This is a genomic window from Streptomyces sp. NPDC015242, from assembly GCF_043079125.1.
Classification (GTDB): Bacteria; Actinomycetota; Actinomycetes; order Streptomycetales; family Streptomycetaceae; genus Streptomyces.
Genome location: NZ_JBIBUF010000001.1, coordinates 552,802 through 567,015, shown reverse-complemented (window position 1 = coordinate 567,015; position 14,214 = coordinate 552,802). Strand labels below are relative to the sequence as shown.

Genomic DNA, 14,214 nt, shown 5'->3' with positions numbered 1-14,214 from the left:
GCACCACACCGCCTCCCCACGCGCCCGCGACGCCCGCCGGGGCACCGACGGCGGACACCGGGGCGCCGGCCGCCGGCGGCGCCGGGCTCAGCTGCCGCCCGCGGCCCGTGGGGTGGTGGACGCGCGGCGCTCGCGCAGGGCGGCCACCCTGCGGTACAGCTCCGTCGCCTCGGCGGCGTGGCCCAGTTGCTGCAGGCAGTGGGCCTCGTCGTTGCGGCTGGCGAGGGTGTCGGGATGGTCCGCGCCGAGGACCCGTTCACGGGCGGCGGCCACCCGCCGGTACTCGGTGAGCGCGTCACCCCAGCGGCCCAGCCAGCCCAGGCCCACGGCCACCTCGCGGCGGCTGACCAGGGTGTCCGGGTGGTCGGGGCCCAGGACCCGCTCGCGGACGGCGCTCACCTCACGGGACTCGGCGAGGGCCTCCTCCCAGCGGCCGAGCCGCCCCAGGTTGACGCACCGCCCGTGCCGGGCGCGCAGTGTCTCCGGGTGGGTGGGGCCCTGCGCCCGGGCGCGGTCCCCGGCCAGCGCGGTGTAGAGGTCGAGGGCCTCCGCACTGCGGCCGAGGCGGCCCAGGCTGATGCCGATCTCGTGGCGGGCGGCGAGCGTGTCGGGGTGGTCGGGTCCGAGGGCCCGGGCGCGGGCCTCGGCGACCTCCCGGTGGGTCCGCAGGGCCTCGGCCCAGCGGCCCAGCCGGCCGAGCGCGTAGGCCACCTCGTACCGGGTGACCAGTGTGTCGGGGTGGTCGGGGCCGAGCACCCGGGCGCGGGCGGCGGCCACCTCGCGGGCCATGCGGCAGGAGTCCTCCAGGCGGCCGAGGCGGCTGAGGTTGAAGGCGAGGTTGTGCCGGCAGCGCAGGGTGTCGGGATGGTCGGGTCCCATGGTGCGCTCGCGCGCGGTGAGGACCGCGGTGTAGACGCGGTGGGCGTCGAAGGGGCGGCCCAGCCGGCCGAGCACGTAGGCCATCTCCTGGCGCGCGGCCAGGGTGTCGGGGTGGTCGGCGCCGAGGACGCGGATCCTGGCCTCGGTGACGTGCTTGTACGCGCGCAGGGCGTCTTGGGCCCGGCCGGTGCGGCTGAGGGTGAAGGCGACCTCGTAGCGGCTGGCGAGGGTGTCGGGGTGGTCGGGGCCGAGGAGGTGCTCGCGTTCGGCGGCGACCGCCCGGTGCACCTCCCCCGCCTCCGTCCAGCGGCCGAGCCGGCCGAGGCTGAGGCCCGCGTTGTGCCGGCCGGCCAGGGCGGTGAGGATCTCGGGGGACGGGACGGGGCGCTCTTCGGGGACGGGTTCCCCGACGGGGCCGGTCGTGGGACGCGCGATCCACTCGCCCGACAGCCCGGCCGCCGGGTCCGGCGGCGCGGTGCGCAGGCCCGGGCCCGCCGCCTTCCGTCCGGTGGTCATGCCCCGCGTCCAGGAGGGCAGCCGGCCCGCGCCGGCCGGCGTGTCCGGGGCGGACCGGGGCGCCACGACGGCCGGCACGTACGCCGGGGCGGCCCGGTGGGCGCTGATTCTGCGCGCCAGCTCGCGGGCGTCGCCGGGCCGTTCGTCCGGCTCCTTGGCGAGCAGGTCGAGGATGACCCGCTCCAGGTACGCGGGCAGTTCGGGGCGGTGCTCGCGGGGCGGCCGGGGCGGGGTGTCACGGTGGCCGACGAGGATCGCCCAGGCGTCGTCGAGGTCGAACGGCGGTACGCCGGTGGCGATCTCGTACAGCACACAGCCGAACGAGTACAGGTCGCTGCGCTGGTCGACCTCGGTGCCGCCGATCTGCTCCGGGGACATGTAGTGCGGGGTGCCCATGGCGATGCCGGTGCCGGTCAGGCGCGAGGTGAAGCCGATGTCGTGGCCGAGGCGGGCGATGCCGAAGTCGCAGATCTTCACCGTGCCGTCGCCGAGCCGCACGATGTTGGCGGGCTTCAGGTCCCGGTGCACGATGGCCTGCTCGTGGCAGTAGGCCAGCGCGGCGGCGACCTGCTCGGCGATCTCCAGGACGTCGGCGACCGGCAGCGGGTGCTGTCTGTTGTCCTCCAGGAGCTGGCTGAGGTTGCGGCCGTCCAGCAGCTCCATGACGAGGTAGAGCACGCCGTCGGACTCGCCGAAGTCGTGCACGACGGTGATGCCCCGGTGCTGCAGGGCGGCGGCGACCCGGGCCTCGCGGCGGAACCGCTCCCGCAGGACGCGGGTGAAGGCGTGGTCGTGGTTCGGGCCCAGCGGTTTGAGGCACTTGACGGCGACGTGCCGGCCCAGGGACTCGTCCCGGGCCCGCCACACCTCGCCCATGCCACCGCGCCCGATCGGATCGAGCAGCCGGTAACGGCCATGGATGAGCCTGCTGTCCGCCATCTCGCGCGACGCTCCCCCCGGTAGCTGTTCGCCCGCCCCCTGGCCCACCCAGTATGGCGGCCCGCCGTCCGAGTCGGTACGGGGCCGGACGTACGTGGGGGCCGGGCCGGGCGGCGGCACCCAGGAGTGGCGGTGGCGGCGGTTGCCACCGCGCACTGCGGGAGCGCCGCGCCGCAGGAGGCCCGTGGGGCGCGGTCGCCGGGGCACCGTGGCGGGTTCGGGGGCCGTTTCGCCGTACGGCTCGTGGGCGTGCGGCGGCAGGGAGGCGTACGCCAGATGTGTCACGCGCCGTCACAGCAGCCAGCGCGCGGGTACCAGGGGCGGATGCGTCGGGCGACGGAGCGGACGGCGGGCCGCTGCGCGCCCCGAGGGCCCTTGCGCGCGGCCGCCTCCACCGCTCAGGCCGGTCGCCGCCGCCCGACCGTCCAGTCGTTGAGCATTCATCCACCCGGTCAGAGCCAGGTAAGGCTTGCCTTATATGCTGGCGCCGCCGATCAAGCCCGGCCGGGCCGCAGCGGCATGCCCCACCTCCGCACGACAGGATCCGACATGCGCACCACCTCCCGCGGCCTCATCGCGGCGCTCGCCCTCACCCCGCTGCTGGCCGGCTGTTTCGCGCCGGGCGACAGCGACGACGGCGCCGGGGCCGGGCCGGGCGGGCGGCTGCGCGTCGCGCTGGCCGTGCCGCCGGTGCAGGCGCTCTCCCCGTACAGCAACGACGCCACCGTGCTCAGCAAGCTCTCCGTCGCCGAGGGGCTCACCGCGCTCGACCGGAACGGCACGGCCAGGCCCGCGCTGGCGAAGTCCTGGAAGCAGGACGACGACACCACCTGGACCTTCGAACTGCGCCGGGCCTCGTTCCAGGACGGCACCGAGGTCACGGCCCGGTCCGTCGTCAACGCCCTCGACCACGCGAGCGCGGCCAGGCCCAAGCCCCGGGTCCTGAGCGATGTGACCCTCACCGCCGAGGCGAAGGACGCCGACACCGTCACGCTCACCACCGAGTCGCCCGACCCGGTGCTGCCGCTGCGGCTGGCCAGCCCCGCGCTGGCGATCCTGTCGGCGAAGGCGTACGCGAAGGACGGCTCCGTCAGCCCGGTCGGCACCGGCACCGGACCGTTCGAGATCACCCGGCTCAGCGGCAGGACCAAGGCGACGCTGACCCGCTTCGACGGTCACTGGGGCGGCAGGGCGAAGGCGCCGGGCATCGACGTGACCTGGATCGCCGACGGCACGGCCCGGGCGAACGCACTGCGCGGCGGCGAGACCGACATCGCCGAGTGGATCCCCACCGCGCAGGCGAAGCTGCTCGACGACGCGACGCGGTACGAGGTCCCGTCGGTGCGCACCGACAGCCTCGTCCTCAACACCCGCGACGGCCTGTTCGCCGACGCCGCGCTGCGCGCCGCCGCCCGCGAGGCCGTCGACGGCTCCGCACTGGTCGACTCCGTCTTCGGCGGCTACGCCGACCCCGCCCAGGGCCTGTTCGGGCCCGCCGTCCCCTGGGCCGCCGACCGGCGCGAGCGGGTGACCGGCCGCGCCGGGGCCGCCTCCGCCGCACGCGTGAAGGCGCGGGCCGGGGACAGGACGCTGCGGCTGGCCACCTACACGAACCGCGCCGAGCTGCCCGAGGCGGCGACCGTGCTCCAGCAGCAGCTGGAGAAGGCCGGGTTCACGGTGCGGCAGGACGTGCGCGAGTACACGCAGATGGAGTCCGACCTCCTCGCCGGGAAGTACGACGCCCTCGTCTTCTCCCGGGTGACGCTCCTGGACACCGGTGACGCGGTCGACTATCTGGCCAGCGACTTCACCAGCGAGGGCGTCTACAACATCGCCGGCCTGAAGGACACCGCCGTGGACCGGGCGATCCGGGCCGCCGCCGGCGAACGCGACACCGGGCGCCGCCGGGAGAAGATCATGAAGGCGGAGGCGGAGATCCTGCGCACCGACGCCGTGGTGCCGCTCGTCCACGAGCAGGTCGTGCAGGGCATCGCAGCGGACGTCGAGGGCGTGATCCTCGACCCGCGCGAGCGCTCCCTGGTCGACCTCGGCACCCACCTGAAGTAGGCCCGATCCCCGTGAGTTACGCCCCCTCCCCCGCAGCTGCCCTCCACTGGCCCACGGCGGCCGGCCGGATCCTCGCCGGAGCCGCGCTCCTCGGCGCGGTGGCCGCGCTGCCGTGGCTGTCCGGCGCGGACCCGGCCCGCACCGTGCTGCGCGCCCGCTCCGCCGACCAGAACCCCACCCCGGCGGAACTCGACGCCGTGCGCCGCCAACTGGGTCTGGACGACGGGCCGTTCGCGCATCTCACCCACTGGCTGGGCGGGCTGCCGCGCGGGGACGCGGGCGTCTCCTGGGTGTCGGGCGAACCGGTCATGCCCCAGGTGGCCACCGCCCTGTCGGTCTCCCTGACCCTGATGCTCGGCGCGCTCGCGGTCACGGCCGTGGTGGCCGCACTGGTCTGCGCCCGCACGGTCCTCCTCGGCTCCCGGCGCCGGCTGCGGAAGGAGCGGGCGGGCGGCCCGGCCGCCGTGCTGGCCGCGCTGCCGAAGTTCCTCCTCGCCTCGGTGCTGGCGACGGTCTGCGGGGTGTGGTGGGGGTGGTTCCCGTCCAGCGGGTGGGACGGCCCGCAGTCGATGGTGCTGCCGTCGCTCGCGCTGGGCGTCCCGTCGGGGGCGATGCTCGGCGGACTGCTCGACCAGGCGCTGCCCGCCGCCTTCCACGAACCCTGGGCGCGCACCGCCTGGGCCGTCGGCATGCCGCCCGGCCGCATCGCCCGCGACGCGGTGCGCCGCACCCTGCCCGGCATGCTGCCGCAGGTGCTGCCGACCGTGGTGGCGCTGGTCGGCGGCGCGGTCGCGGTGGAGAAGATCTTCAACATCCCGGGGCTCGGCCGGCTCGCCCTGGAGGCCGCCGTCGCCCAGGACCTCCCGGTGCTGCAGACGGCGACGCTCGCCCTCATCCTGCTCGGGGTGACCGCGGGCGCCCTGATCCGGGCCTCGCGCCACGCGCTCCTCGGCGGGCCGCTGCGTGCGGGCGCGCTGCCCACCCTGCACCGGCCCCCGCTGACCGTGCCGCGCTCCGCGCGCGGGACCGCCGCGGTCTGTGCCCTCGCGCTGCTCGCCCTCGTCACCGCCGGGCTGCTGCGCGATCCCCTCCAGGTGGACACGGCGGCGCGACTGCTGGCCCCGTCCCCCGCTCATCCGCTGGGCACGGACGCCCTGGGACGGGATCTGCTGGCCCGGCTGGGCCACGGGGCGCTGCGCACGGCCGGCGTCGCCCTCGCCGTGACGGCCGTGAGCGCCCTCGCCGGCCTCCTGCTGGGCATGGCACCACGGGCGAGCGCCGGCCCGACCGAGGTGGTGTCGACCCTGCCCGCCGTGCTCGCGGGCCTGCTGATCGCCGGCGTGACCGGGCCGTCGGTGTGGGGCGCGGCCTGCGCGGTCTGCGCGGTCGGCTGGAGCCCGTACGCCGCCCAGACCGCTGCGCTGCTGGAACAGGAACGCGCGAGCGGTCACCTCGCCGCGTCCGTGGCACTCGGCGCCGGACGGCCGCACCTGCTGCGCCGGCACCTGCTGCCCGCGGTCGTGCCGCCCCTGCTGCGCAACGCGCTGCTGCGGCTGCCGACCACCGTTCTCGTCCTGGCCTCCCTCGGCTTCCTGGGCCTGGGCGAACAGCCGCCCACTGCCGAGTGGGGCCGCCTGCTGTCGGAGAACCAGCCGTACGCCGAACTGGCCCCGTGGACGGTCCTGGCACCCGCCGCCGCCCTGGTCCTGCTGTCCGTACTGGCGGTGACGGGCAGCGCGCTGGGGGCGCCGGGGCGGAGGAAGGGCGCGCGGCCCGCCGGTCAGGGGGCGAGTTCCACGCCGTAGAGGGTGCGGCCGCCGACGAGTTCGCGGCCGGTGACCAGTTCGGGAGCCACGCGGACGAAGACCTCGTGCGGGGCGGGGGCCCAGGAACGCGGGCCGTCCCGCAGCAGCCGTTCGTGCTCGGCCGGGTCGGTGACCAGGGTGGCCGTGCCGGTGACCACCACGCTCCACCCGGCCCGGGTGAGCGTGTCGAACGCGTCGGCCTCGAAGGCGACCACCGCCCCGGCGATCGCCCCGACCAGCTCGGACGTCACCGAGGTGCGCAGCAGGACCGCCCCGTCCTCGTCGAGGGTGAAGTTGACGGGGCGTACGGCGGGCAGCGCCCGCCGGGTGAACACGACCCGCCCCACGGGGACCTGGGCCATGAGCCGCAGGCACTCCTGCCGGCTCAGTTCACGAAATCCGTCGTTGGCGTCCATCTGCCGTCTCGTCCCTCACCCGGTGCCGCGTGCTGCGTGCTGCGTGATCTCATGTTCGGACGGACCGCGCGGGGCGGGACAGGGCCCATCGGCCCCTGGTCACATGACGAAGGACCCCACGAGGGACCGGGGGCGGGGCCCGGCGCCAGGGTCGGCGTGGCGGGAATGGTCAGTTCAGCGTGGCGAGGAAGTCCGTGCACGCCCGCGCGCAGGCGCGGCAGGCCGCGGCCGAGTCCTCCGCCCCCGGTTGCCCGTCGAAGACCTGCGCGGCCTCCAGGCAGACGGTCCGGCACCACTCCACCTGCACCCGGATGCTGTTCTCGTCCACCTGATTCTGCTCGGACAGCACACGGCAGGTCGCGTCGCAGACCTCCGCGCACATGATGCCCTTGCGCCGTACGAGTTCCTGGTTCTCGGTGCCGTCGGGATCCACGAGGCTCGCGCGCAACGCACACGCCCGGGCGCACTCGGTGCACGCCTGGGCACAGGCGAAACGGTCCTCCAGGAACCGGAACAGCTCCTGCTGGGATGTCGTCGAAGTCACACCGCGCGGGTAGCCCCGGCCGGCAGCGGTCAAACCCCGACCTCGCGCGGCGGCTGGGCGTCACCGGGCGCTCGCGCATGTCCAGGGCGGAGCTGCTCGAGGCCGTCCGCAAGGAGGATCGCTCGCGGACCCGCGCGTCGCGCCGGAGGTGAGCCGGTTCACGGCCCGGACCAGGGGTACTCGCGTGGCATGAATACCGCATGGATGGAGCTGGCCGCGGGCCGAGGCGCCCTCGGCATCGGGCTGGGTGTGGCGGGCGTGGTGGTCGTGGCCCTGCTGCTGGGGGCCTTCGTCCTCGGCTTCCGCAACAAGCGCAAGGAACTGCCCACGCCGCGGCCGGAGGAACAGCCGCAGATGCCCGCCGGTGGCCCGGTCCGCGAGACGCGTGAGCGCCGGGAACCCGACGAGATGCCCAGAAGCGAGGAGCGTCTGACGCCGCACGAGCTGAAGACGAACGGCCGGCAGAGCGACCGGACGAGCGCCTCTCAGGAGCGTCCGCGCTGGAACGAGGGCAGCAGCGGCGGGTTCGGCAGCGGTGGGCCGGGCGCCCGCTGAGCCACCCGTCGCCGCGTCCCGCGTCGCCCCGCCCGGTCGCACATCACCTCGCACCACAGGGAAGTGAGAACCATGGCCGATCCCGCCCGCAAGACCCTGCCGCTGCCCGACTACGACCATCTGCCGATCGGCGGCCTGGAAAGCCGTGTGCGGTCGCTGTCCGCGGACGAGGTCGAGGAACTGCTCGCCTATGAGCGGTCGCACGCCGACCGCCTGCCGGTGACCGAGCTGCTCGGCTCCCGGCTGGAGCAGCTGCGCGCGGGCGCCGAGCCGACGTCCGGTGATCCGAACGCCCTGCGGCCCGAGACGGGACAGGGTGCCCAGGGCGGCTCCCGCGTCACCCCCGCGACGTCGCCCCAGCCGCACAGCGCTCCGCCGCACGGCACGCTCGACCAGCCGGCCCAGCCGAAGGCCGACCGCACCTAGCGGTGCCGTAGCAGTTCAGAGGGCCCGTGCCTGCGCACGGGCCCTTTTCTCTGCCGTCTGCGCGGACTCCCGGTGTGCCCCTGCCGGGCACCTCGTGCGGGCGGCGGGTCCGGACGGCATACTGATCATCTTGCGCGGGACGGGTCCGAGCGCCGCGGAGGGGAGAACGGGACGTGACCACCGGAGGAACGGACGGGCGGACGCCGCCCGGTGAGCCGGACGGCGTTCCCTCACCGCCGGACGAGATGTGGCTGCGGTTCCTCACGGACACCGAGTCCGCCCTGCGCGCCTCCGCCCCCAGGGAACCCTCCGCGCGGGAGCGGGCGGCCGGGCGTCCGGTCCAGCCCCCGCACGCCGTCGGCGACCTGTGGCAGCCGGAGGACCTGTGGGTGCGGGTGGCCTGGCGGGACCTGGACCGCCGGGCCCGGGCCCGGCGCGTCGGACGGGTCGTCGCCACCGCCGCCGCCGTGGCCCTGGCCCTCGGCGCCTGGTCGCGCCTGGCCACGGGCACGGGTGACCGCCCGGGGGACGCCACCGTGCGGCAGGTGCCGGGCACGACCGTCGGCCTGCCCACGCCCACGCCCCGTCCGTCCGGGCTCCCCGGCCCCGGGCACGCCGGGCAGCAGACGCCCGCGGCCGCTCCACGATGATCCGGCGGTGACGTGCTCATCCCGATCGGGACCCGCGATGGCGTGAATCCGGCGGTCGGCACCCTCGGCCGGGCGTGACCTGCCGCGCACGCCTCCGTGCTGTCGCGGCCGGCCCGGTCATCCCGTCCTCCACCCGCGCCGCGCGTCGAGCCGCTCCCAGTCCGCGTCCCACTGCGCCATCCGGCGGCGGTCGAGGAGGAGCCGGGCCAGGCCGGCGGTGCCCAGTACGGTCGCGGCGGCGAAGCCACCGGCCAGGGTGCCGCCCAGAGCGGCGTGCAGCCGCGTCTCGCTCGCCGACACGGGTGCTGTCGTGAGGTCGCCGTCGCGGCCCACCCACACGGGGACGGTGCTGCCGGCCCTGGTCCGCGGCAGGACCCGCGCCCGGTCCTGCCGCGACGAGCCGTCCGGCGCGGTCCACCGCACCGTGCCCCACACGCGGTGGTCGCTCGCCGGCCGTGCCGGGGACAGGCCGGGGGCGTCGCGGACCAGCACCGCGGGAACGGGGCGGCTCTGCGCCCGCTGCCGCTCGGCGGCCCGCTCGACCGCGTCGGCCGCGACCAGTCCGCCGAGCACTCCGCCCAGCAACGCGCACACCCACCCGGCGAGCACCACCCAGGCCTCGACGACATCGACGCGGCGTTTCAGCGCGTTGCGCCGCCACCGCCACCACCGCACGGTCGTGCGCCGTGACGTCTTCATCGGCCGACACCCCCTCGTGAGCACCGGCAGCTCCCTTCCAGTGTGCTCCCGGCGCCCCCGCCCGGGCCCGGCGGCCCCGGCGCTCACGGCCGGGGCCCGCCGCACGCCCCGTCGCCGACGGGCGTGCGGGGCGGTGCGTCAGCCGGCCCAGCGGTCCTCGCCCGGCCTGCGCAGCACGGTCAGCAGGTCGTCGTGGCCGGCCACCGCCCGCAGGGCGAGCGTGCGGTAACCGGCCTGCCCGAAGAACACGGTGATGCGGTCCTGGTCCTCGCTGAGCACCGTGCCCTCGCCCCACTGCTCGTGCCGTACCTCGGTGCCGACCGGGAAGGCCGCCGCGGCCGGGTGGGCGGGCCGTTCCTCGGGCCCGTCCTCGTCCCGCCGTGCGTCGCACAGGTCGCAGTTCCCGCACCGGCCCGGGTGGTCCTCGCCGAAGTAGCCGAGCAGGAAGCGCCGCCGGCAGTCGGTGGTCTCGGCGTACGCCCGGGCCATCTCGACCCGGGTCCGCTCGGTCCGGCGGTGTGCCTCGGCCGTCCGCGCGGCCTCCTCGGCGGCCTGCCCGGGGGGCACGTCGCCGGCCGGGCGCACCTCGCCCTCCTCGCCCGTGGCGACGGCGTCGGCTTCCTCCAGCAGGTTGACCGCCGCGGTCACCCGGTTCCTCGACAGGCCGGTGTCCGCCCGCAGTCCGTCCAGGTCCGCCGGGTCGGCGCGGTGCTCGTGCACGGCGTGCGCCACGTCCGACAGGACGTCGGGTCCGGGGGCGCGGCCGGCGAAGTACGACCGCATGCCGGTGTCCTCGGACCGGTAGTGCAGGACGGCGAGGGCCGGTCGGCCGTCGCGGCCGCAGCGGCCGATCTCCTGGTAGTAGGCGTCGAGGGAACCGGGCAGCGACGCGTGCAGCACGAACCGTACGTCCTCCTTGTCGATGCCCATCCCGAACGCCGAGGTGGCCACCACCACGTCGGCGGCGCCGGACAGGAAGGCGTCGTGGATCCGTTCGCGTTCGGAGGCGCGCAGCCCCGCGTGATAGGCCTCGGCGGACAGTCCCAGGGCGGCCAGTTCCCCGGCGTAGTGCTCGGCGTCCTTGCGGGTACCGGCGTAGACGATGCCGGGTTTGGGCTCGGCGGCGGCCCGTTCGACGACGGCCCGGCGCCGCTCGTCGTCGTCCAGGAAGCGGCGGACCCGCAGCGTGATGTTGGGCCGGTCGAATCCGGTCACCAGCAGCCGCGGCCGGCGCATGCCCAGGCGCTCGGCGATCTCCCGGCGCACCGGGGAGGCGGCGGTGGCGGTCAGGGCCAGGACGGGCGGGCGGCCCACGCGCCGGACGGCCTGTTCCAGCCGCAGGTAGTCGGGGCGGAAGTCGTGGCCCCAGGAGGACACGCACTGGGCCTCGTCCACGACGAACAGGGCGGGGCGCAGCGCGGCCAGCCGCTCCACCACCTCGTCCTTGGCCAGTTGCTCGGGTGACAGGTACAGCAGCCGGGCGTCGCCGCCGCGTACCGCCTCCCACGCCTCCTCGGTCGCGGCCGCGCCGAGGTCGGAGTTGACCGCGACGGCACCGGGCGCGCGGTCGCCGTCCGGCAGGCCCGCGATCTGGTCGCGCTGGAGGGCCAGCAGCGGGGAGACCACCACGACCGGCGCGGACAGCAGCGCGGCGGGCACCTGGTAGACGGCCGACTTGCCGGAGCCGGTGGGCATGACGACGAGGGTGTCCTCGCCTTCGAGCACCCACTCCATGGCGGTGAGCTGCTCGGGCAGGAGGGTGTCCCAGCCGAACACCTCCGCGGCGGTCTCCCGCAGGCGTTCGGCGCGGCTGCGCACCGTCCGCGGCTCCTCGCGTCCCATGCCGGACTCCTCGCTGTTCCGTGCGGTCACGTCCGGATGTCGCGCCGCGGCGCCCTCTGAGTACCCGCCGGCCGGCCTGCGTACCGGCCGTGCGCGGGGAGGGTGCCGGTGCCGTCAGCGGTGGGCGGAGCGTGCCGGCCACCGGGTACTCGCGGGGGCGCCGCGCTGGGCGGTGCCGGCGTCAGCCGGGGGACGCGGCGACGCGGACCCGGTCGCCGGCGCCGTCGGACAGGAAGGACGCCAGGGCGCGTCCCTCCTCGGCAACGGCGGATCGCTCGGCCCGCGACAGGCGACGCAGCGGGGTGACCAGCACGGTGTCCGCCTCGACGGTCCAGGTCGCGGCAACCCGGCCGTCGACGAGCACGAAACGCGCCCCGGTGACGGACAGGCCGCGGTGGGCGTCGTCGATGATCCGGCCCCGGTCGTGGTAGCCGAGGACGGCGTTGTCGAAGGCGGGCAGGAACCGCACCGGGGCCGGAGTGCCGGGGTCGGGGCGCGGCGCGTCGGGAAGGTCGAGCAGCTCGCGGCCGCGCTCGTCGCGGAAGACCACGAGTTCCCCGCGCAGCGCGGAGACCGCGGCGGGCAGCCCGGTGAGGCCGCACCAGGCGCGCAGGTCGGCCGGGGCGGCGGGGCCGTACGCGGCGAGGTAGCGCCGCAGCATCGCCTGGCCCACGGGGTCGGCGGGGTCCGGGTCCGGCGGGTCGATGTCGCGGCCCAGCCAGGTGGGGACGAGCCCGTACCGGGCGCCCGCCCTGGTCCGCCAGACCCCGCGCGGCGGCAGCTGGACCGTCGGGAGGAGACCCGCGGCCAGCATCTCGCCCAGCGGCCGCGGGCCCGCCTCGGGCCAGCGGCCGGCCACGGCCCGGGCGAGGGCGGACAGGGAGCGGGGTTCGCCGTCGGCCATGACCTCCCGGCCGGCCGCCGCGAGTGCGGCGAGGTCGACGCCGTCGAGTTCGCGGCGGTACACCCCGAGCACCCGCCGGCGCAGCATGTCGTCGTGCCGGGCCCGCCAGGTCAGCAGGTCGCCGGCGGTGACGAGATGGACGGTGCGGCGCATGAGGTGGGCCCGCACCACGCGCCGCCCGGTCAGCAGCTCCGAGAGGGCCGCCGGGTCGAACGCCCGCAGCCGCGACCAGAGTCCCGTGAACGGTTCCTGCGGTTCCTGCGCCTGGAGCCCGCCCAGATGGGCGACGGCGTCGCGGACCGGCAGGTCGGCGCGGTCGAGGAGCAACTGCCGGGCGAGGGTGGCGCGGTTGAGCGCCCGGGCTTCGAGAACGGTCATCGGAGCACCTGTCCTTCGGGTCGTGCGCCGGTCCGCGGCGACGGGCCGGGACGGCTGCTTGCCCGCTCACCGTCTCAGGGCTTGCGGTCAGGTTCCGGCCGCGACTAGGTCCGGCAACTCGCTCCGCCCGTACGGCGGCAGCGGCCCCGCCCGCCCCGGCTCACGGTCCCGACCGTCCGCCCGCCCACCTTCCCTACTTTCCCTATCGAATTACTAGGAAAGTATTGACGGCGCCTGACGGCCCTGCGCAGGATGATGCGCATGGCACCCACACCTTTTCCGTGTACGCGCCCCCGGTGAGCCCCGACCCCCCACCGTGTCACCGAAGTTGAGGAGACTCCTGCCATGGGCGTTGCCCCTGCGCCGTCCGGCCCCGACACGGGGACCGAGCCGGCCGGGCCCGGTCCTGAGCACTGGCTGCGCGTGGCCCGGGAGACGGCGGAGGACCTCGCCACCGACGCCGTGGCCAGGGACCAGGCCGGCAAGCCCCCGTTCGACGAGGTGGCCCGGCTGCGCGAGTCGGGGCTGCTGGCCCTTCTCGTGCCGGCCGGCCTCGGCGGTGGCGGCGCGGACTGGCCGACCGCCTACGCCGTGGTCCGGGAGATCGCGGCGGCCGACGGCGCGATCGGCCAGCTGCTCGGCTGTCACTACTTCACGGCGTGGAGCGCCCGGTTCCTCTCCGGGCCCGCTCACGGCGCCGCGCTGGAGCAGCGGACCGCCGCGGAGCAGTGGTGCTGGGGCGGCGGCCTGGCACGCCAGGAACCGGCGCTGACGCTCCTCAGGACCGCACAGGGACAGGTGCTGAACGGCCGTCAGAGTTACGCGGCCGGGGTGCTGGTCGCCGACCGGCTCGCCGTGCGGGCCGTGCGGGCCGACACCGGTGAGCCGTTCGCCGTGGTGGTCGATCCGGCCCGGCCTGGCGTGGTGGTCGACGGCGACGCCGACCCGTTCGGCCAGCGGCTCGCGGCCGGCGGGAGCGTGGAGTTCGACGCCGTACCGGTCGCCGCGGACGACGTCGCGGGTTCCCTGACGGCGGACGAGGACGTGCTGTCGCCGCCGGCCGGTCTGGTGTCTCCGGTGGGGCGGCTGCTGTCGGCGCAGATCCGCCTGGGCATGGCGGAGGGGGTGCTGGCCGAGGCCCGTGAGTACAGCAGGGCCGGCCGCTCCGCCTGGCACCCGGACCTGCCCGCCGGTTCGCCCCAGGACCCGCAGGTGCTGACCGCGTACGGCGAGCTGACCGTGCTGACCCGCTCGGCGTCCGCGCTCGCCGACCAGGCACGCGATGCCGTGCGGGACGGGCTGGCGCGGGGTGAGGACCTGACCTACGAGGAGTACGCGGAGGTCTCCGTGCTCGTCGCGATGGCCGAGGCCGCCGCGTCCAGGGCCGTGCAGGAGTCCACGTCCCGCGCCCTCGACATCATCGGCGTCCGCGCGGCGTCCGCGCGGCTGGGCTTCGACCGCTTCTGGCGCAACGCCCGGACCCACACGCTGTACGAGCCCGTCACCCACCGGCTGCGGGACGTCGGCGACTACTTCCTCAACGGGGCGCACCCGCCGTTCGTCCTTCCGGTCTGAGCCGCCGCAGCGGGCGCAC

Annotated in this window: 12 protein-coding genes; 6 read left to right on the top strand and 6 right to left on the bottom strand. The window is 76.1% G+C overall.

The window, feature by feature from the left end:
- Positions 1–87: 87 nt before the first annotated feature.
- The gene (locus ACF07N_RS02565; protein WP_392107399.1) at positions 88–2,334 is read right to left on the bottom strand and encodes a tetratricopeptide repeat protein; all 2,247 of its coding nucleotides are present in this window, start codon (positions 2,332–2,334) and stop codon (positions 88–90) included.
- Positions 2,335–2,883: 549 nt separating this feature from the next.
- Between ACF07N_RS02565 and ACF07N_RS02560 the strand changes: the two genes are divergently transcribed.
- Positions 2,884–4,401 carry an ABC transporter substrate-binding protein gene (locus ACF07N_RS02560; protein ID WP_392107397.1) on the top strand — a complete coding sequence of 506 codons (1,518 nt, stop codon included), beginning with the start codon at positions 2,884–2,886 and terminating at the stop codon, positions 4,399–4,401.
- Between the two features lie 11 nt (positions 4,402–4,412).
- Positions 4,413–6,206: an ABC transporter permease subunit gene (locus tag ACF07N_RS02555; RefSeq protein ID WP_392107394.1), complete on the top strand. Its 1,794-nt coding sequence runs from the start codon at positions 4,413–4,415 to the stop codon at positions 6,204–6,206.
- Here the strand turns inward: ACF07N_RS02555 and ACF07N_RS02550 are convergent.
- Together ACF07N_RS02550 and ACF07N_RS02545 are read right to left on the bottom strand one after the other, a co-directional pair.
- Complete coding sequence (locus ACF07N_RS02550) at positions 6,182–6,622, bottom strand: pyridoxamine 5'-phosphate oxidase family protein (RefSeq protein WP_392107391.1); 441 nt, start codon at positions 6,620–6,622, stop codon at positions 6,182–6,184. The two genes, ACF07N_RS02555 and ACF07N_RS02550, sit on opposite strands and share 25 nt — an antisense overlap.
- Positions 6,623–6,791: 169 nt before the next feature.
- Positions 6,792–7,166 (bottom strand): ferredoxin, encoded by a 375-nt coding sequence (locus tag ACF07N_RS02545; RefSeq protein WP_383329416.1) that lies wholly within the window; start codon positions 7,164–7,166, stop codon positions 6,792–6,794.
- 189 nt (positions 7,167–7,355) lie between these two features.
- Here ACF07N_RS02545 and ACF07N_RS02540 point away from each other — a divergent pair, with 189 nt between their 5' ends.
- The 3 genes from ACF07N_RS02540 to ACF07N_RS02530 all read left to right on the top strand — a co-directional run bounded on the left by ACF07N_RS02540 (position 7,356) and on the right by ACF07N_RS02530 (position 8,797).
- Positions 7,356–7,721 (top strand): DUF6479 family protein, encoded by a 366-nt coding sequence (locus tag ACF07N_RS02540; protein ID WP_383329413.1) that lies wholly within the window; start codon positions 7,356–7,358, stop codon positions 7,719–7,721.
- A 72-nt stretch (positions 7,722–7,793) separates the two neighbouring features.
- On the top strand, positions 7,794–8,147 hold the full coding sequence (locus ACF07N_RS02535) for a hypothetical protein (RefSeq protein WP_383329411.1): 354 nt from the start codon (positions 7,794–7,796) through the stop codon (positions 8,145–8,147).
- Positions 8,148–8,320: 173 nt separating this feature from the next.
- Positions 8,321–8,797 carry a hypothetical protein gene (locus ACF07N_RS02530; RefSeq protein WP_392107386.1) on the top strand — a complete coding sequence of 159 codons (477 nt, stop codon included), beginning with the start codon at positions 8,321–8,323 and terminating at the stop codon, positions 8,795–8,797.
- 117 nt (positions 8,798–8,914) lie between these two features.
- Here the strand turns inward: ACF07N_RS02530 and ACF07N_RS02525 are convergent, their stop codons facing one another.
- From ACF07N_RS02525 to ACF07N_RS02515, 3 genes are all read right to left on the bottom strand, one after another.
- Positions 8,915–9,496 (bottom strand): hypothetical protein, encoded by a 582-nt coding sequence (locus tag ACF07N_RS02525; protein WP_392107383.1) that lies wholly within the window; start codon positions 9,494–9,496, stop codon positions 8,915–8,917.
- A 138-nt stretch (positions 9,497–9,634) separates the two neighbouring features.
- Positions 9,635–11,338, bottom strand: coding sequence for a RecQ family ATP-dependent DNA helicase (locus ACF07N_RS02520; RefSeq protein WP_392108752.1), 1,704 nt, complete (start codon positions 11,336–11,338; stop codon positions 9,635–9,637).
- Between the two features lie 181 nt (positions 11,339–11,519).
- Positions 11,520–12,620, bottom strand: a complete 1,101-nt coding sequence (locus tag ACF07N_RS02515; protein ID WP_392107381.1) for a winged helix DNA-binding domain-containing protein — start codon at positions 12,618–12,620, stop codon at positions 11,520–11,522.
- 345 nt (positions 12,621–12,965) lie between these two features.
- On the opposite strand from ACF07N_RS02515, the gene ACF07N_RS02510 reads away from it, so the two are divergent.
- Complete coding sequence (locus ACF07N_RS02510) at positions 12,966–14,195, top strand: acyl-CoA dehydrogenase family protein (protein WP_392107378.1); 1,230 nt, start codon at positions 12,966–12,968, stop codon at positions 14,193–14,195.
- The last annotated feature ends 19 nt before the right edge of the window (positions 14,196–14,214 follow it).

What these genes read in the sequence shown, in the direction of transcription:
- ACF07N_RS02520 (WP_392108752.1), bottom strand. Translation starts at nt 11,338, where the DNA reads ATGGGACGCGAGGAGCCGCGGACGGTGCGCAGCCGCGCCGAACGCCTG.
- ACF07N_RS02560 (WP_392107397.1), top strand. Translation starts at nt 2,884, where the DNA reads ATGCGCACCACCTCCCGCGGCCTCATCGCGGCGCTCGCCCTCACCCCG.
- ACF07N_RS02550 (WP_392107391.1), bottom strand. Translation starts at nt 6,622, where the DNA reads ATGGACGCCAACGACGGATTTCGTGAACTGAGCCGGCAGGAGTGCCTG.
- ACF07N_RS02515 (WP_392107381.1), bottom strand. Translation starts at nt 12,620, where the DNA reads ATGACCGTTCTCGAAGCCCGGGCGCTCAACCGCGCCACCCTCGCCCGG.
- ACF07N_RS02565 (WP_392107399.1), bottom strand. Translation starts at nt 2,334, where the DNA reads ATGGCGGACAGCAGGCTCATCCATGGCCGTTACCGGCTGCTCGATCCG.
- ACF07N_RS02535 (WP_383329411.1), top strand. Translation starts at nt 7,794, where the DNA reads ATGGCCGATCCCGCCCGCAAGACCCTGCCGCTGCCCGACTACGACCAT.
- ACF07N_RS02525 (WP_392107383.1), bottom strand. Translation starts at nt 9,496, where the DNA reads ATGAAGACGTCACGGCGCACGACCGTGCGGTGGTGGCGGTGGCGGCGC.
- ACF07N_RS02540 (WP_383329413.1), top strand. Translation starts at nt 7,356, where the DNA reads ATGAATACCGCATGGATGGAGCTGGCCGCGGGCCGAGGCGCCCTCGGC.
- ACF07N_RS02510 (WP_392107378.1), top strand. Translation starts at nt 12,966, where the DNA reads ATGGGCGTTGCCCCTGCGCCGTCCGGCCCCGACACGGGGACCGAGCCG.